Origin of the sequence: Catenuloplanes nepalensis (genome assembly GCF_030811575.1) — a bacterium.
GTDB lineage: Bacteria > Actinomycetota > Actinomycetes > Mycobacteriales > Micromonosporaceae > Catenuloplanes > Catenuloplanes nepalensis.
Window position 1 is genome coordinate 8353894 of record NZ_JAUSRA010000001.1, and the last position, 17104, is coordinate 8370997.

Annotated in this window: 14 protein-coding genes and 1 tRNA gene; 8 read left to right on the forward strand and 7 right to left on the reverse strand. The window is 72.0% G+C overall.

From position 1 onward, the window contains the following. Window positions 1-310: 310 nt before the first annotated feature. The 3 genes from J2S43_RS36265 to J2S43_RS36275 form a co-directional block, all read right to left on the reverse strand. The gene (locus J2S43_RS36265) at window positions 311-718 is read right to left on the reverse strand and encodes a response regulator (protein ID WP_306836901.1); all 408 of its coding nucleotides are present in this window, start codon (window positions 716-718) and stop codon (window positions 311-313) included. After that, the gene (locus J2S43_RS36270; protein ID WP_306836903.1) at window positions 703-2367 is read right to left on the reverse strand and encodes a PP2C family protein-serine/threonine phosphatase; all 1665 of its coding nucleotides are present in this window, start codon (window positions 2365-2367) and stop codon (window positions 703-705) included. The genes J2S43_RS36265 and J2S43_RS36270 overlap by 16 nt, the downstream gene beginning before the upstream one ends. A 241-nt stretch (window positions 2368-2608) precedes the next feature. Further along, window positions 2609-2683, reverse strand: a tRNA-Lys gene (locus J2S43_RS36275). A 134-nt stretch (window positions 2684-2817) separates the two neighbouring features. Between J2S43_RS36275 and J2S43_RS36280 the strand changes: the two genes are divergently transcribed. After that, a complete protein-coding gene (locus J2S43_RS36280; protein ID WP_306836905.1) occupies window positions 2818-4143 on the forward strand; it encodes a ScoMcrA-related endonuclease in 1326 nt (441 codons plus the stop codon). 122 nt (window positions 4144-4265) lie between these two features. Here the strand turns inward: J2S43_RS36280 and J2S43_RS36285 are convergent, their stop codons facing one another. The 4 genes from J2S43_RS36285 to alr are packed head-to-tail and all read right to left on the reverse strand — an operon-like array spanning window position 4266 to window position 10696. Next, the gene (locus tag J2S43_RS36285) at window positions 4266-6503 is read right to left on the reverse strand and encodes an ATP-binding protein (protein WP_306836907.1); all 2238 of its coding nucleotides are present in this window, start codon (window positions 6501-6503) and stop codon (window positions 4266-4268) included. Between the two features lie 4 nt (window positions 6504-6507). After that, complete coding sequence (locus J2S43_RS36290) at window positions 6508-8475, reverse strand: P-loop NTPase family protein (RefSeq protein ID WP_306836909.1); 1968 nt, start codon at window positions 8473-8475, stop codon at window positions 6508-6510. A gap of 43 nt (window positions 8476-8518) precedes the next feature. Continuing rightward, window positions 8519-9625 (reverse strand): D-alanine--D-alanine ligase family protein, encoded by a 1107-nt coding sequence (locus J2S43_RS36295; RefSeq protein WP_306836911.1) that lies wholly within the window; start codon window positions 9623-9625, stop codon window positions 8519-8521. Window positions 9626-9628: 3 nt separating this feature from the next. Continuing rightward, window positions 9629-10696 (reverse strand): alanine racemase, encoded by a 1068-nt coding sequence (gene alr, locus J2S43_RS36300; RefSeq protein ID WP_306836914.1) that lies wholly within the window; start codon window positions 10694-10696, stop codon window positions 9629-9631. A gap of 223 nt (window positions 10697-10919) precedes the next feature. On the opposite strand from alr, the gene J2S43_RS36305 reads away from it, so the two are divergent. From J2S43_RS36305 to J2S43_RS36335, 7 genes are all read left to right on the forward strand, one after another. Further along, complete coding sequence (locus J2S43_RS36305; RefSeq protein WP_306836916.1) at window positions 10920-12086, forward strand: UDP-N-acetylglucosamine--N-acetylmuramyl-(pentapeptide) pyrophosphoryl-undecaprenol N-acetylglucosamine transferase; 1167 nt, start codon at window positions 10920-10922, stop codon at window positions 12084-12086. 104 nt (window positions 12087-12190) lie between these two features. Beyond that, complete coding sequence (locus J2S43_RS36310; RefSeq protein ID WP_306836918.1) at window positions 12191-13081, forward strand: DUF72 domain-containing protein; 891 nt, start codon at window positions 12191-12193, stop codon at window positions 13079-13081. A 32-nt stretch (window positions 13082-13113) separates the two neighbouring features. Beyond that, window positions 13114-13806, forward strand: coding sequence for an HAD family hydrolase (locus J2S43_RS36315; protein ID WP_306836920.1), 693 nt, complete (start codon window positions 13114-13116; stop codon window positions 13804-13806). Window positions 13807-14000: 194 nt separating this feature from the next. Next, a complete protein-coding gene (locus J2S43_RS36320) occupies window positions 14001-14411 on the forward strand; it encodes a TOBE domain-containing protein (RefSeq protein WP_306836922.1) in 411 nt (136 codons plus the stop codon). Further along, entirely contained in the window at window positions 14408-15187 is a 780-nt protein-coding gene (gene modA / locus J2S43_RS36325; RefSeq protein WP_306836924.1) for a molybdate ABC transporter substrate-binding protein, read from the forward strand. The genes J2S43_RS36320 and modA overlap by 4 nt, the downstream gene beginning before the upstream one ends. 20 nt (window positions 15188-15207) lie before the next feature. Continuing rightward, the gene (locus J2S43_RS36330; RefSeq protein WP_306836926.1) at window positions 15208-16020 is read left to right on the forward strand and encodes an ABC transporter permease; all 813 of its coding nucleotides are present in this window, start codon (window positions 15208-15210) and stop codon (window positions 16018-16020) included. Next, on the forward strand, window positions 16017-17054 hold the full coding sequence (locus J2S43_RS36335) for an ABC transporter ATP-binding protein (protein WP_306836927.1): 1038 nt from the start codon (window positions 16017-16019) through the stop codon (window positions 17052-17054). The genes J2S43_RS36330 and J2S43_RS36335 overlap by 4 nt, the downstream gene beginning before the upstream one ends. Window positions 17055-17104: the final 50 nt, after the last annotated feature.

Here is a 17104-nt window from a genome sequence, read left to right on the forward strand (position 1 = left end):
CTGATTCAGGTCCGTTCACCGCTGGCCGCTCGTAGACTTGATCGCAGGTCGTAGACGCTGTTGTGCATGTGCGAACGTGGCGCGGCAGACTTGGAAAGCGTGTTGGGTTAACACCCTCACGAGTTCGAATCTCGTATCCTCCGCTTGAAGCGGAAAACCGGACCGGTCCCGATGGGGCCGGTCCGGTTTCGTCTGTGCGGGCAAGAGCTGTGCCGCACAGCCGCACCACGTGGGGTGTTGGAAGGTGACCGCCCACCCGGCCGGTGCCCGCGGGAGCACTGAGAAGGTGCCCCCGCCGGAAGCGGGAAGATCAGTCCCTGGTTTTCGCTCTCCAGTAGTCCAGGGTTTGGCGGAGCACGGTCTGGAACAGCGCGAAGTTGATCGGCTTGTAGATGTAGCTGTCCGCGCCGGCCGAGTAGCAGGCGTCGGCCTCGGCCGGGTCCTCGGAGGACGTGAAGACGACCACGGTCAGCGACGCCAGGCCGGGGTGGGCGCGGAGGCGGCGGAGGACGTCCAGGCCGCTCTCGCCGGGCATGTTGAGGTCGAGCAGGATCATGCCGGGGCGGCGCGCGCCGTCCGCGGTGAGCCGGGGCAGCACGTCGGCGCTGGAGCGGACGAACTCCAGCCGGAGGTCGGGGTGGGAGCGGCCGATGGCCCGGCCGATCGCCTCCACGTCCTCGTCGGAGTCCTCCACCACCATGATCAGGTCCTCGTGCACCGCTGCTCCGCTCTGATCGCCAGGACGGCGATGTCGTCGGCCCCGGTCGTACCGAAATCCTTGGCGGCCTGGCTCAGCTCGCGCACCAGCTCGTCGACCGGCAGGTCGCGGAGGCGGCGCACGGTGTCGTAGAGCGCCACGTCCTCGAACATCCGGCCGGTGTGGTCACGGCTCTCGGTCAGGCCGTCGGTGAACATCAGGAGTGTGTCGCCGGGCGCCAGCGTGAGCCGGGACCGGCCGATCCGCGCCTCGTCGGTGATGCCGAGCGCCAGCCCGCCGCCGCGGCCCGGCAGCACCCGGCCGTCCTGACGCAGGATCAGCGGTGCCGGGTGCCCGGCGGACATCCACTGCACGCTCAGGCCGGCGCGTGTCTCGCGGAGCAGCGCCACGCCCGCGGTGACGAACCGCCACGAACCGTCGCGGCGCAGACCCGCGTTCAGCCGGCTCAGCGCGCGGGCCGGCGACACGCGCTCCTGCAGCAGCGTGCCGAGCGTGTGCCGGGACATCCCGGTCAGCGCGGCCGCGGCCGCACCACGCCCGCAGACGTCGCCGATCAGCGCGGCCACCACGCCGTTCGAGCGGACCACCAGGTCGTAGAAGTCGCCGCCGACGTCCAGCGCCCGGTCGCCGACCGCGTACGCCGCCGCCACGCGCATGCCCTGGACCTCCGGCAGGCGGCCGGGCAGCAGGTGCTCCTGCAGCGTGACGACCTCGCGTCGGCGCGACTCGTAGAGCTCGCTGTTGTTCACGGCGAGCGCGGCCCGCTGCGCCAGGTCCCGCAGGAACGACGTGTGCGGCACCCGGCTCTGGTCGCGGTCGAAGAAGAACAGCAGCACGCCCAGCACCTGGTCCCGCGCCCGCATCACCTGAGCGTGCAGCAGCCGGGCGCCCACCTTCTCCGCGTCGGCCGGCTCGATGCGCTCCGCCTGTTCGGCGACCGCCCGCTCGGCCAGCACGCGCAGCTCGTCGGCCGTGGCATCGTCCGCCAGCAGCGCCGCCATCCGCCGCATGTCCATGTGCACCGCGCTGCGCAGCACCAGCTCCCGGTTGTCGCGCGAGTAGACCAGACAGCCCTCGGCGATCGCCGGCACGGTCATCCGGGCGACCCGGTGCATCGTCTGGCCCGGGTCCAGCACCGCGTCCATCTGTAGCGACGCCTCGGCCAGCAGCGCGTCCCGGATCTGCTGCTCGTCGTCCGACCGGCGCCGCCGCAGCCGCGAGATCGCCTCTCGGGTGACGTCTATCACCTGCCACAGGCAGGTGGTCAGCTGCTCCTCGTCCGCCGCGCCGTCGACCAGGAGCTCGATCGTGCCCGCAGCCTCGCCCGCGACCTCGAACCCGGCCACGATCACGCATTCCGCGCTGTGCACCTGCTCCCGCACGACCACGGCGTCGCCGTCCCGCCACAGCGCCATTCGCCGCGCCAGCGCGCGGTCCTCGTCGCTCTCCAGCGGCACGCCGGTCCACCGGTACTCCGCGATCTTGCCGTCGCTCACCCGGTGCCGCAGCCCCCACACCGCCACGACGCCCGGCAGTGCCTGCAGCGGCGGAAGCACCAGCTCGGCGAGTTCCTCACGGTCGGTGATGGCCCCGACGGTCCGCCACAGGCGATGCAAAGCAGCAGACCAGGCCCGGTCTCCCTCGCCCACGTTCACCACCTCCGGCCGACACGCTCAGTAATGTACTGGCCGCAGGCCCGGCACAGTACCCCGTCGGCCGTTGCCAACCGACGAGTAACGATGTGACCGCTGAGAGACGTGTCGAAACCACCACTCGGCGGGATCACGGCGACTGGTGGAGCGAGCCGCTGGAGCGGGCGACGCGCACCGACTCGCGGGTGGCCGGGCGGCGTTCCCGGTCCGCATCGCGGCGGACAGGGAACGCCAACGCTGGTAGGCCGCCGGGGACTCGAACCCCGAACCTATGGATTAAAAGTCCACAGCTCTGCCATTGAGCTAGCGGCCCGCGGCTGTCAGGGTACCTGCGCCGCCCATCCGGCGCCTAAACCATATCCCCGCGTCACTTCGTGGTGTCCGGCGTGTGCTCATGACGCGGCGAGAGCAGCGGTTCTGTCGGGCACCACCTCTATCCTCCACGCCATGAGTCTGAGTGACCTGACGCGGGAGTCAGTTCTGGAGGCCATCGCCGAGTGCGACACGCTGGGGCGGGAGGCGTTCCGGCGACGGTATGGATTCGGCGCCGCGCTTGAGTACGTGCTTGTCCACGAGGGCGGCGAGTACGACTCGAAGGCCATCGCCGGCGTCGCACACCGGTACGCCGCCGGAGTGGTCCTTCCCGCCGGCCGCTTCACCGGCGGGGTGGACAGCGTCGTCCGTCAGCTGTCGCGACTCGGTTTCACTGTGGCACGCCGTGCTGAAGCGGCTCGCGCACCTCTTGTGCTCATCGCCCCGTCGTACGGGAATCCGGCCTCGCGGGCTCGATTCGCGGACACACTCGACCGGGCGGTCCCGTTTGTCGACGGACCGATCCGGGCCCTGCTGAAGGAGGGGGAGTTCGCTCAGCTCATCCGTCTCCATCCGGACGGATCCGCACGGTTCTGGGGCGCCCTCGCGCGGCACGACAGCAAGATGGATCGCCTCGCCGAGAAGGATCCCGTCCTGTTCACGGGCGATAACCATGTGCAGGCTATCGCCCGGCTGGGGTGCCGGCTGCGCAACCCTGAACTGGCGGATGCGCTGTGGCACCCGGATCCCAAGACCGGCAGCTGGAGCAATGTCTATACCGTGCTGGACTTCGAACGGGTCACCGACCTCAGGTACGACGAGATTCGAGCCCTCGCCGGCTACAGCCCCAACGATGTGTTCCAGGAGACCAGGGTGCCCCGTTCCGATCAGGCGGCGGCGCTGATCGACGGTCTGGGGCTCAGCGTCGAGGAGAATCCGGAGCAGACCGACGCCCGGGACGAAGCGAGACTGTTGCGGGCGCTCAATGGCCAGGACGACCTCTTCGAGGCCGAAAGCCACCATACGGATACCAGTGAGTACGACCTGCCCGGCCGGAAGATCACTCTCCAGCGTGCGGAGGCGCGGCTCGTCGCTCGCTACCGGAACACTCTGTCCGACCCGCAGGCATGGCGTCTTCGCCTCGATGTGGGCTGGACCGATCTGTTCGATCCCGCCCGGGCCGACCTGATCGAGGCGAAGCGCTCAGCCTCCCATCGACATGTCCGCGAGGCGCTGGGTCAGCTGCTCGACTATGCCGCCCACGCATCCCGCACGATCGAGCGCCTGACGGCTCTATTCCCCGAGGCTCCTGCCGAGGCCGACACCCGGCTGCTTCACCGATACGGCATCGACTGCCTCTACTGGGAGGGCGCAGAGGACTTCGTACGTCTGGAAGCTCCGGACGCCGCGCGACAGCGAATGCGGACCGCGTGGTCCGCGGACACTGACACGAGCCCGTGAACGGGACCTGATCGGCCCTGCCGCCGCGTGGTGAGGCTCGCGTAAGTCGTGCCCGGGGCTTGCCCACCGTTTCGTCCCAGGTCGCGAGGTTTCACCGACTCGGGCGGCGATCTCCGTGGTGGTCATCGAGAGAATGTCACCCAGATGGTCGTGCCGCCGCCCGGGGATTCGTCGGCCCAGGCGCGGCCGCCGTGGCGTTCGGCGATGCGGCGGACGATGGCCAGGCCGGCGCCGGAGCCGTCGCCGCCGGTGCCCCTGGGGTGCAGCCGGCGGAACAGCTCGAATGCCTGGCCGCGCAGGTGCGCCGGGATTCCGATGCCGTTGTCCCGGACCATCAGGGCCGGCTCGCCGTCGATCTCGGCGGTGGCGACCTCGACGTGCCGGGGACCGTCCGGGCGGGCGTATTTGGCCGCGTTGACCAGCAGGTTGACCAGCAGCTCGTCGAAGAGGACCGGGTCGGCGAGCAGGCCGTGGGACGGGGTCACGGTGACCCGGACCGACTCCTCCTCCAGGCGCGGGCCGGCGATCTCCAGCGCCCGGGTCACGGCCGTGTTCAGGTCGATCTCCTCGCGGTGCAGGTCGGTGCGGCCCAGACGGGAGTAGTAGAGGAGCGCGTTGAGCAGCTCGTCCATCCGGGAGGCGAGGCGCTGGATGGAGGCGAGGCGGTGGGCGGTCACCTCGTCCATGCCGTCGGCGTTGTCCTCGGCCAGGAACGCGGCCTGGTTCGAGATGCCGCGCAGCGGTTCTTTCAGGTCGTGCGCGGCCGCGTGCGCGAACGAGTCCAGGTCGACACTGCTGCGGCTCAGCTCGGTGCTCAGGCTCGACAGCCGGTGGGTGTGCGCGAGCGCGACCTGCAGGATCGCGCGGCCGAGTTCGACGGCCATCGCCAGGTCGGTCGTGGACCATGGTGCGCTGCGCCCCCGTACCGTGGCCAGGAAGACCGCGGTGGAACCGCGCGGCGTCAGCCGCTCGCCGTGCGGGCCGAGCACCACCGGGCGGGCCGGGTCCGCGGCCCAGCGGCGTGGTGCGGTGCGCTCGCGGCGCAGCCAGACGACCTGGTCACCGGCGTCGCTCAGCGGCAGCACCAGCGCGCCGTCGATCGCGCCGGTGAACGGCGCCATCGCGGGCAGGTCCTCGCCGAGCCGGTCGCTGTGCCAGGGCGTGCCCGCGGGGGACGGCGGCAGCGCGGCCCAGAGCGCGTCCAGCGCCTCCGTACCGGGGTCGGCGCCGTGCACGGTGGTGTCGCCGTTGAGGCGCACCACGACCGCGTCGGACTCGACCACCCGGTCCAGTCCGGCCGGGTCGGACCAGCCGCTGGCCATGCTGTCCGCGATCGGCTCGATCAGCCGCGCGATCACGGTGCGGGACCGTTCCCGGGCCCCGGTGTCGTCGCGCTCGCGCAGCGCGGTCAGGTGCAGCGACAGCGCGGCGCCGAAGAACTCGCAGGCGGCGCGCAGCTGGGGCCCGAGCGCCTTCGGAGTGTGTCCGTGGCAGGCGATCAGACCCCACAGCCGGCCGCCGACCAGCAGCGACACCGACATCGACGACGCGACGCCGATGTTGCGCAGGTACTCCAGGTGGAACGGGGAGACCGTGCGCAGCACGGACAGCGACAGGTCGAGTGGCTCCCCGGAGGCCAGGACCGGCGGTACGAGCCGCACGGTCGCGTCGTCCACGTCCGCGATCACCCGGATCCAGTTCTGTTCGTAGAGCCGGCGGGCCTGCGGCGGGATGTCCGTCGCCGGGAACCACAGCCCCAGCCATGGCTCCTGGCCCTCGGCCGTCTCCTCCGCGATCACCTCGCCCGGCCCGTCCACCGACTCGAACCGGTACGCCACCACCCGGTCGAAGCCGGTGATCGCCCGCACCTCACGCACCGCGGCCTGCGCGGCCTCCACCACGGTCGCGGCCGCCTGCAGCCGCACCAGCGCGGACCGGATCGGCGCGTAGAACATGGTGAACGGCGTGGTGACCGGCGCGGCCGGCTCGAACTCCAGCACCAGCAGCCCTTCGGAGCGGTGCACGGTGACGTCGAACCAGCGGCCGTTCAGCGGGACCGGCATCATCGCGGTCTGCCCGGTGTCCGCGTCGGCCAGGGCGCGCAGCGCGGTCAGCTGCTCGGCGGAGAGCCACCCGAGAACGGGATCGCCCACCGCCACGCCGGGCCCGAGCAGCGCGGACGCGTTCTCGCTGATTACCGCGACGGTGTCGTGCCGCAGCGCGACCAGCGCGCCGTAGGACTGGATGCCGCCGAGCCGGTGGATCGGCTCGCGCACGCACGCGGAGAGGTCGAACGACGTGCCCGTCTCCCGCTCGGCCTCGACCAGCCGGTCCGTCAGCCACGATCCGTTGTTGTCCACGTCCTCAGACTTCCAGCTGCCACAGCCGTTCGGCGACCCGTTCGACGCCCCGGGTGAGATGCCGCCGGTACGTGCTGAACGGCACCCCCAACTTCTCGGCCGCCGCCTCCTGGGTCGGCGCCCGGTGGAAGTACGTGGTGGCGAGCGCGCGGTGCAGCTTGCCCTCGCGCGCGTCGTCACGCAGCGAGTCGACCGCCTCGACGATCAGGTCGCGCAGCGTCTGCACCGGGCTGCCGCCGCGGTCGCCGATCAGGTGGGTGCGCAGCAGCGGGTTGCTCTCCAGCGCGTCCGGCAGGTGCCAGTTGCGCAGCGCGTCCCGGACCGCGGTGTCGAAGTCCGCGCGGGACAGCACTGTGAACGCGGGCCGCCCGGGCCGGGCGTCCGGCCCGAACAGCAGGCGCGCGTTCAGCTCGGTGATCCACGCGTCGACCGGCAGCGCGCGCCAGTCGTGGCCGAAGACGCCGTGCGGACGCCCTTCGACCAGCACGCGGCCGCTGCCCGGGACCGGGTGGTGGTCGGTGAACGCCATCAGCGGCAGCAGCCGGTCCGGCTCCGGGACGACCACGAACGACCAGGCCAGCCGGGTGGACCGGATCCAGGCCTCCAGCACCCGCATCTGCATCAGCATCCCGGCCTCGCGCGGGCGCCGGTCGATCGGCGGGTGCAGGAAGCGGGTGACGAACACGTGCTCACCGGGCCGGGGCGGCGCGGTCTCGGTCGCGGCCCAGGCGAGCGCGACGGCCGGGTCGGCGGCCAGCTCCACCGGGTCCGGCTCGGTCAGGCGCAGGTGCGCGGCGTACGCGATGAGGACGCCGTCCGAGACTCGGCGGTACGCCGTGAACGCCTCCGGCCGCCGCGCCAGCCAGAAGTCGAGGGCGGCGGACGGCGGGCTCATCTGCCGTACCGCCGGATGGTCTTGAATGTTCAGGGGGTCCGCCCGCACCGCGTCGTCCCCGCGCGCGAAGAGGAACGGGCTCAGCACCTCGTTCGCGCGCAGCAGGTGCCAGAGCGCGCGCATGGCCGGCTGCACGACCTCGCCGGACGCGGTCCGGGCCCGGTCCAGGATGTGCGTGGCGACCTGGTGGTGCAGCCGTTCGTAGCCCTGCGGGTCGCGCCAGCGCAGGTCCGCCTCGAGCGCGCCGCGGACCACGCCGTGCGGGTAGAGCCCGTACCGGTCGGACTCGACGAACGGCAGCCGGCGCAGCCAGTCGAAGATCGTCGCGGCGCGGTCGCCGACCACCGCGCGCAGCAGCTCCTCGGTGGTGCTCTCGGCGTGCGCGCAGACCTCCAGCGCGAGCCGGTGCGCGGGCGACGGCACCTCGCCGACCAGCTGGTCGATCAGCGTGGTCAGCACGTCCCGGGTCGGTGTCCACCGGCCGGGCAGGTCGCGGGCGGCGGACGACGCGGCCAGGCTCAGCGCGAGCGGGTGGCCGCCGGCGAAGGCGAGCACCGGCTCGTGCTGCGACTCCGGTACGCCGCGCAGCCGCAGCAGCTCGACCGCCTCGTCGGGTGCCAGGTCGCCGAGCTGCGTGACGCGCAGCAGACCGGACCAGGAGACGTCGGAGGCCCAGAGCGGGTCGGGTGGTTCCTGGCCGGCGAGCACCGCGACGGCACCGGCCGGCAGCCTCGGCAGGTACGTCTCGCGCATCCAGCCCTCGAGGTGCCGGCTCTGCTCGAACGAGTCGACGAGCAGCACCACGCCCTCGGCGACGTCCTGTGCGGCCAGCCGCTCGACCGCGCCGCCGTCGATCTCCACCACGGTGCGGCCGGCGTCGCGGGCCTCGTCCGCGAAGCGGCGCAGCAGCGTGGACTTGCCGACGCCCCCGGCACCGTGCAGGTGGAGCACGGCGTACGCGCCGGGGGCGGCGGCGAGCGCGTCGCGGAAGCCGGTCAGCTCATCGCGCCGGCCGACGAACGACTGCTGCCGGGCGGCCCGGAGGCGTTCCGCGAGCCGCGCGACCGTGTGCATCATGAAGTGATTATCACGACCGGTGATATACGCCGGTTCGACGCGGTCACTCCGGCAGCAGGACCTGCGGGGTCGGGTGCTGGCGGAGCAGCGCGGTCTCCACCATGACGTCCAGCAGCTCGGAGTAGCTCACCCCGGCCGCGGCCCACATCTGCGGGAACTGCGACATCGAGGTGAAGCCGGGGAACGTGTTGACCTCGTTGATCACCGGCACCACGCCGTCCGGCGTCTCGCGCAGGAAGAAGTCGACGCGCAGCAGCCCGGTGCAGTCGAGCGCGCGGAACGCGGTCACGGCGCACTCCTCGACCGCGGCCGTGACCGCGGGGGAGAGCTTGGCCGGGATCTCGAAGACCGTGCCGACGTCGGTGTACTTCGCCTCGAAGTCGAAGAACTCGAAGCCGTCCGGCACCCGGATCTCCAGCGACGGGCCGGCCTCGACCCGCCCGTCCGGGAACTCCAGCACGCCGATGTCCACCTCGCGGCCCGGGACCGCGGCCTCGACCAGCACCTTCGGGTCGCTGCGGCGGGCCAGCTCGATTGCGGCGTCCAAGTCGGCCCAGTCGTCGACGCGCGAGACGCCGATGCTCGAACCGGCGCGCGACGGCTTCACGAAGACCGGCAGGCCGAGGCGCTCGCGGTCGGCCTGGCTGACGGTCTCGCCGGCGCGGCGCAGCACCACGCCGTCCGCGACCTCGATGCCCTCGGAGACCAGGATCTTCTTGGTGAACTCCTTGTCCATCGAGACCGCGCTGGCCAGCACGCCGTTGCCGAGGTAGGGCAGGCCGGCCAGCTCCAGCAGCGCCTGGATGGTGCCGTCCTCGCCGTACGGGCCGTGCAGGCACGGGAACGCCACGTCCACGTCGCGCAGTGCGGCGAGCGCGTCGGAGATGCTGGTGATCGGCAGCGGGTGGACCGTGCCGTCCGCCGCGCGGGTCTGCGCGAGCAGCCCGTCGAGGTCGAGCGTCGACGCGGTGTTCGGTTCGTCCTGCCCGACGATCCAGACGCCGTCGATGGTGATCCGGACCGGCACCACCTGGTAGCGCTCGCGGTCCAGGTGCTGCATCACGCTCAGCGCGGACTTGCAGGACACGTCGTGCTCGCCACTGCGGCCGCCGAAGATCACGGCGATGCGGGTCTTCCCACGCTCGGTCACAGTTCAGGCCTCCGTGTGTAGAAGATGGCGTCGGGGTAGCCGCACGCCGATGCCGGTGAGAAGTTCGTGAGCGTTCGTCCCGGCGTGCTCGGCCTGCTCGGCGACGGTGGGCTCACCGCGCGAGCCGGAGCCGAACAGCACCGCCTCATCACCCTCGGTGACCGGCAGCTCGCCGGTGTCGATGATCAGGTGATCCATCGACACCGGACCGAGAATCGGCCGGCGCACGCCGTGAATGAGCACCTCGGCCACGCCGCCGAGTCCGCGCGGGACACCGTAACCGAAACCGAGCGGAAGCACCGCGCGACCGTCCCCGGCCTGCACCACGCGTGCGCGCACGGTCATCGCCGGTCGAAGATCAAAATCAGTTCCGGGCACCGGGGGTACGCCGTAGAGCGCGATCCCCGCCCGCCCGAGGTCGAAGCGCGCGGACGGCACCTGCAGGATGCCGGCCGAGTTCGCCAGGTGCAGCACGTCCGGGGCCAGCCCGGCCGCCCGGGCCAGGCCGATCGCCTCCGCGAACGCGCTCTGCTGCGCGGCCAGGCTCTCGGCGCCCGGATCCTCCGCGTTCGCCAGGTGCGACCAGAGGCCACGGACCCGGATCTGCCCGTCCGACTCGTACTTGCGGGCCCAGCCGAACAGCTCCGGCCAGGTGTGCCGGGTGGCGCCGCCGCGGCTGAGCCCGGTGTCCGCCTTGATGTGCACGTCCAGCGCGACGCCGCGCCGGCCGGCCTCGGCCGCGATCGCGTCCAGGTGGGCCAGCGTGGCCACGGAGAGCGTGATGTTCGCCTCCGCGAGCGCGGCCAGGTCGTCCTGCGGCCCGCACATCCACGCCAGGATCGGCGCGGTGAGCCCGGCCTCGCGCAGCTGGATCGCCTCCAGTGCGGAGGTGACGCCCAGCCAGTCCGCGCCGGCCGTGACCGCGGCGTTCGCGGACGGCACGGCGCCGTGCCCGAAGCCGTCCGCCTTGACCACGGCCATCAGCGCCGCGTCGCCCATGGCGCGCTTCAGCACCCGGGTGTTGTGCGCGATCGCACCCAGGTCCACGGTCGCTTCCGCCAATGTCGCCACAGCCCTTCCCGTACGCTTCCAGCGGTGCACGATGCCCCGTGAGGCTATCCATTTGAAAGCTCATGTCATGCTCACGCCAGTGGCCTTTGTCACTTGGCGACCCTCTGTGATCGATCGTGCCACGGACCGTTGCTGAGCTGCGGATATGTGGTCTCCGCATTGACCGGCGGGGGCCTCTGGCTAGACTCGGGGCCTCTGGCGCGACACCGCGGGCGAAGGACGCATGACCATCTACAGCAGTGCCGCCCGGGTGGGCGAGATCAAGATCATCGTCACCGGCGGTGGGACGGGCGGTCATACCTATCCGGCGCTGACCACGATCCGCACCATCCGCGAACGACTCTCCCGTGCCGGGACCGAGCCGGAGATCCTCTGGGTCGGCGTCTCGCACGGGCTCGAAGCCAAGATCTCGGTGCAGAACAACGTGCCGTTCAAGGCGATCACCACGGGCAAGCTGCGCCGCCACATCAACGTCAAGGACCAGCTGCGCAACGTGGCCGACGCGTTCCGCATCCCGTTCGGCGTGCTGCAGGCGATCGCCGCGGTGGCGAAGGCCAAGCCGGACGTGGTGATCTCCACCGGTGGCTACGTCTGCGTGCCGGTCGGCGTCGCCGCCTGGCTGCTGCGCCGCCCGCTGGTCATGCACGAGCAGACGCTCGCGGTCGGCCTGGCCAACCGGATCCTGTCCCGCTTCGCCACCCGCATCCTGCTCAGCCACGAGTCGTCGATCGAGCACCTGCCGGAGAAGGCGCGGTCCAAGGCCGTGGTCACCGGCAACCCGATCCGGCCCGAGGTGTTCATGGGCCAGCGCGAGCGCGCGATCGCCGGCTACGGGCTCGACCCGCGGCTGCCGCTGGTCTACGTCACCGGCGGTGCGCAGGGCGCGCTGCAGGTCAACAAGCTGATCGCCGAGGTGCTGCCGGACCTGCTCAGCCGCGCGCAGGTGCTGCACCAGTGCGGTGACTACTCCTACGAGATGATGCGCGAGCGGCACGCGTCCCTGCCGCCGCACCTGCAGCAGCGATACACGGTCTTCCCCTACATCCACGACGAGCTGCCGGACGTGCTGGCCGCGGCGGACGTGGTGGTGGCCCGCAGCGGCGCCGGCACGGTCGCGGAGCTGAACGCGCTGGGCAAGGCGAGCGTCTACATCCCGCTGATACCCACCCAGGGTGACGAGCAGCGCCGGACCGCGCGGCACCTGGCCGACGTGGGCGCGGCGCGCATGCTCGCGGCCGAGGACGCGACGCCGGACCGGCTCCGCGAGGAGTTGATCGCGCTGCTCGACGACCCGGCGTACCGTCACCGGATCTCCGAGTCGGCTCGCACGCACGGCCGCCCGGACGCGGCGGTCGCGGTCGCGGACGAGGTGCTGGCCGCGGCGAGATAGGCCTTCGGCCCGGTCGGGGGGGCGGGGGCCGGAGCGACAGCCGGGATGACTCTTTGGAGTTCCCCGGATTGCCCGGCGAGCCGGTACGGGTTCCACTGAACTACATGGGTGGCATTCGAGTCGGCACGTCGGGCTGGGCGGACCGGGAACTGATCTCGTCCGGCTGGTATCCACGGGAGTTCAACGACCCGGCCGGGCGGCTGGCGTACTACGCGCGGCACTTCGACCTGGTGGAGGTGGACACCACCTACTACGGCATCCCGGCGCCGGAGACCGCGCGCGCCTGGGCCGACCGTACTCCCGACGGGTTTCTTTTCAACGTGAAGGCGTTCTCGCTGTTCACCGGCCATCCCACGCCGGCCAGTACGATCCCGGCCGCGCTGCGCCCGGCCTCCGGCGCACAGCGGCTGCGCCGGCGGGACCTCGCGCCGGACGCCTACGAGCGGCTCTGGGACAACTTCCACGCGGTCCTGACGCCGCTCGCGGACACCGGCAAGCTCGGCGTGGTGCTGCTGCAGTTCCCGCCGTGGCTCACGCACGGCGACAAGGCCAAGGAGAGCATCATCGCGGCCGCGGACCGCTGCCGCCCGCACCGGGTCGCGGTCGAGGTGCGGAACCCGAGCTGGTTCACCGAGGAGAACGCGCTCGACACACTGCTCTTCCTTCAGTCGCACGACCTCTCGCACGTGATCGTGGACATGACCCAGGGCCTGCCGTCGTCCGTCCCGCCGATCACGGTCAGCACCGCGGACCCGGCCGTGGTGCGCTTCCACGGCCGCAGCGCCGCGTGGGAGACCGGCGACAAGAAGGACAAGTTCCGCTACGAGTACGGCGACGACGAACTGGCCGAGTGGGCGAGCCGGCTGCGCGAGCTGGCCGGCGAGGGCGACTCGCTGCACGCCCTGATCAACACGTGCTGCGGCGACACCTCCCCGCGCACCGCACTGCGCCTCGCCTCACTCGTCGGCTCCCGCACCCGGCCGTCGCCCGCCTGACGCTCCCGCACGCCGGCTGCGATGATGCATCCGTGCAGCCCACCCGGATACTCTTCGACTTCTTCGGCACGCTGGTCGACTACTCGTCCAGCCGCACCGCGCAGGGCTACCCCAAGACCTGGGCGACCGTGCGCGACTGGGGCGTCGAGGTCAGCTACGAGCGCATGCTCGCCGAGTGGTCCGCCACCTGCCTCGAACTCGACCGCATCTGCGAGGCCGGCCACCGGGAGTACTCGATGCTGGAGGCCGCGGCCCACTTCCTCCCGAAGATCCTCGGCCGCCGCTCCACCGCCGCGCAGGGCGAGGAGTTCGTGCACGCCTACCTCGACGAGTGGAACGCCGGCGTCACCTATCCGCCGGGCATCCAGGCGTTCGTCCGCACGCTGGCGCAGCGCTACCAGCTCGCCGTGGTCACCAACACGCACTGGGCCGGACTCGTACCCCAGCACCTGATCACCATGGGTCTCGCCGACGCGTTCGCCGAGGTCATCACGTCCGTCGAGCTCGGCCGCCGCAAACCCCACCCGCAGACCTACGCCACCGCGCTGGCCGCACTCCAGGCCGCCCCCGAGGACGCCGTCTTCGTCGGCGACACCTTCGAACCCGACTTCCTCGGCCCCGAGGCCGCCGGCATCCGCGCCTACCTCATCGACCCGCGCGGCCACGCCCCGATCCCGGCCGACCGCCGCCTCACCACGGTCTTCGACCTGACCCAGAAGCTCTGAATCCCCCCGCTTCCGGCGGAGGCTCAACGTTCACTTGCGAGTGAGTCTCCGCAGTTCAGCGGCGCATGCTTCATCGCTCTCTTCGGATCAACCCAAGCGGGGCCGGCAATGGGCACCGGGTGATCTCATGACGGCGCGATTGCGGTCGTGAATCGCTGTTTCGACTCGCGGATGCAAGCTTTAAGATGGCGTTCGTGACGCAGTTTCGGATCGGTGAGGCGGCTGAGCTGCTCGGCGTGAGTGCGGACACCGTGCGGCGGTGGATCGATGCCGGGCGGCTGGGGGCGGTGCGGGATGAGGCGGGGCACCGGCTGGTGGAAGGCGAGGCGCTGGCCGCGTTCGTGCGGGAGCAGCACGAGGCGGCGGAACCGGCGTCGGAGACCTCGTCCGCGCGGAACCGGCTGCGTGGCATCGTCACCGCGGTCGCGAAGGACGGCGTGATGGCGCAGGTGGACCTGCAGGCCGGGCCGTTCCGGATCGTGTCGCTGATGAGCCGGGAGGCCGTCGACGAGCTGGACCTACGGGTCGGTTCGGTCGCGGTCGCCGTGATCAAGTCGACCACCGTCGTCGTGGAGACGGCGTCCCTGGGGAGGAGAACGGCATGAGGCGGACCATGGCGGTCGCGGCGGCGATCCTGCTGCTCGCCGGCTGCGGCGGGAGCGGGGACGAGGAGCCGGCGGCGGGCGGTGGGTCGGGTGCGCCGGGGCCGGCGGGCGGCGACGCGCTCAGCGGGCAGCTCACCGTGTTCGCGGCGGCGTCGCTGACCGAGTCGTTCGACCGGATCGGGCAGGATCTGCAGGCGCGCAACCCGTCGCTGTTCATCACGTTCAACTACGGCGGCAGCTCCGGGCTGGCCACCCAGATCAACGAGGGCGCGCCGGCGGACGTCTTCGCCGCCGCGTCGCCGGCCACCATGACGTCGGTGGTGGACAAGGGCGAGCCGGTCGTGTTCGTCAGGAACCAGCTGGTCATCGCGGTGGCGAAGGGTAATCCGAAGGGCATCGCCGGGCTCGCGGACCTGGCGAGGCCGGAGCTGAAGGTCGCGCTCTGCGCCGAGGAGGTGCCGTGCGGCGCGGCCGCGAAGAAGGCGCTGGCCGGGGTGGCGCTCACGCCGGTCACGCTGGAGCAGGACGTGAAGGGCGCGCTCTCCAAGGTCACGCTGGGCGAAGTGGACGCGGCACTGGTCTACCGCACGGACGCGAAGGCCGCGGCGTCCGATGTGGACGGCGTGGAGTTCCCGGAGTCGGCCGGCGCGATCAACGACTATCCGATCGTGGTGCTGACGGACGCGCCGAACGCGGCCGCGGCCGAGGGCTTCGTCGAGTACGTGCGGACCGAGGGCCTCACGGTGCTGACCGAGGCCGGCTTCCAAGCACCATGACCAGACGGCGACGCAGCGCCATGACCGAGCGGCGACGAGGCCGCGTGATCAGGCGGCAACGGGTTCCGGCGGCGCTGCTCGTTCCGGCGCTGCTCGGGCTCGCGTTCCTGGTGCTTCCGCTGGCCGGGCTCCTGATCCGGGCGCCGTGGGGCACGCTGCCGGCCCGGCTGGCCGAGCCGCAGGTGCTGGCCGCGCTGCGGCTGTCGCTGCTCACCGCCACGATCGCGACCGCGCTGTGCCTGCTGCTCGGCGTACCGCTGGCCTGGCTCCTGGCCCGGGTCGAGTTCCGCGGCCGGCGGCTGGTCCGCGCGCTGGTGACCGTGCCGCTGGTGCTTCCGCCGGTGGTCGGCGGCGTGGCGCTGTTGCTGGTCTTCGGCCGGCGCGGCATCGTCGGGCAGTGGCTGGATCAGGCTTTCGGGATCACGTTGCCGTTCACGACCGCGGGCGTGGTGCTGGCCGAGGCGTTCGTGGCGCTGCCGTTCCTGGTGATCGCGGTCGAGGGCGCGCTGCGCGGCGCGGACGCGCGGTTCGAGGAGGCGGCCGCCACGCTCGGCGCCGGCCGCTGGACCACGTTCACGCACGTGACGCTGCCGCTGGTGGCGCCGGGCATCGCGGCCGGCGCGGTGCTCTGCTGGGCCCGGGCGCTCGGCGAGTTCGGCGCCACGATCACGTTCGCCGGGAACTTCCCGGGCCGGACCCAGACGATGCCGCTCGCGGTCTACCTCGCGCTGGAACGGGACGTGGAGGCCGCGATCGTGCTCAGCCTGCTCCTGCTGGTCGTCTCCGTGACGATCCTGGCCGCGCTGCGCGACAGATGGGTGGGTGCGGCATGAGCGACGGTCTGGATGCGCGGCTGGTCGTCGACCGGGGCACGTTCCGGCTGGATGTCGCGCTGCGCGTCGCGCCGGGCGAGGTGGTGGCGCTGCTCGGGCCGAACGGCGCGGGCAAGTCCACGGCCCTGCGCGCGCTCGCCGGCCTGCAGCCGCTCGCGGACGGGCATGTCCGGCTGGGCGACGACGACCTGAGCGCGCTGCCGCCGGAGCACCGCCCGATCGGCGTGGTGTTCCAGGACTACCTGCTGTTCCCGCACCTGTCCGCGCTGGACAACGTGGCCTTCGGCCCGCGCCGGCACGGGGCCGGGCGGCGGGCGGCGAGGGCGACGGCGCTGGACTGGCTGACCCGGGTCGGCCTGGCCGAGCACGCGTCGAAGCGGCCACGGCAGCTCTCCGGCGGGCAGGCGCAGCGGGTCGCACTGGCGCGCGCGCTCGCCGTACACCCGCGGCTGTTTCTGCTCGATGAGCCGCTCGCGGCTCTGGACGCCCGGACGCGGCTGGACACGCGGGCGGAACTGCAGCGGCACCTGGCCGCGCACCCGGGCGCGACGCTGCTGGTCACGCACGACCCGCTGGACGCGCTGGTGCTGGCCGACCGGCTGGTGATCGTGGAGGCCGGCCGGGTGGTGCAGGAGGGCGACGCCGCGACCGTGACCGCGCGCCCGCGCACCGACTACGTGGCCCGGCTGGTCGGCCTGAATCTCTACCGGGGACGGGCGGACGGGCACGAGGTCACGCTGGACGGCCTCACGCTGCGTGTGGACGACCGGCTGGACGGGGACGTGTTCGTGGCGTTCCGGCCGTCGTCGGTGGCGCTGCACGCGGAGAGGCCGACCGGCAGTCCGCGGAACATCTGGGCCGCCACCATCGCCGGCATCCAACGGCACGGCGACAACCTGCGCATCGAGCTTGCCGGGCCGCTCCCGGCCGCCGCGGATGTGACGCCGGCCGCAGCCGCTCAGCTCGACCTGATACCCGGCCGAACGGTGTGGGCGGCCGTCAAGGCGACCGAGACGCATGCTTACCCCGCGTAGTGGAGACCCGGCACTGGGCTTGCAGGTCTTGACGTAACGGGTTACGGTTT

What these genes read in the sequence shown, in the direction of transcription:
- J2S43_RS36335 (WP_306836927.1), top strand. Translation starts at nt 16,017, where the DNA reads ATGAGCGACGGTCTGGATGCGCGGCTGGTCGTCGACCGGGGCACGTTC.
- modA (WP_306836924.1), top strand. Translation starts at nt 14,408, where the DNA reads ATGAGGCGGACCATGGCGGTCGCGGCGGCGATCCTGCTGCTCGCCGGC.
- J2S43_RS36310 (WP_306836918.1), top strand. Translation starts at nt 12,191, where the DNA reads ATGGGTGGCATTCGAGTCGGCACGTCGGGCTGGGCGGACCGGGAACTG.
- J2S43_RS36290 (WP_306836909.1), bottom strand. Translation starts at nt 8,475, where the DNA reads ATGATGCACACGGTCGCGCGGCTCGCGGAACGCCTCCGGGCCGCCCGG.
- J2S43_RS36330 (WP_306836926.1), top strand. Translation starts at nt 15,208, where the DNA reads ATGACCGAGCGGCGACGAGGCCGCGTGATCAGGCGGCAACGGGTTCCG.
- J2S43_RS36305 (WP_306836916.1), top strand. Translation starts at nt 10,920, where the DNA reads ATGACCATCTACAGCAGTGCCGCCCGGGTGGGCGAGATCAAGATCATC.
- J2S43_RS36280 (WP_306836905.1), top strand. Translation starts at nt 2,818, where the DNA reads ATGAGTCTGAGTGACCTGACGCGGGAGTCAGTTCTGGAGGCCATCGCC.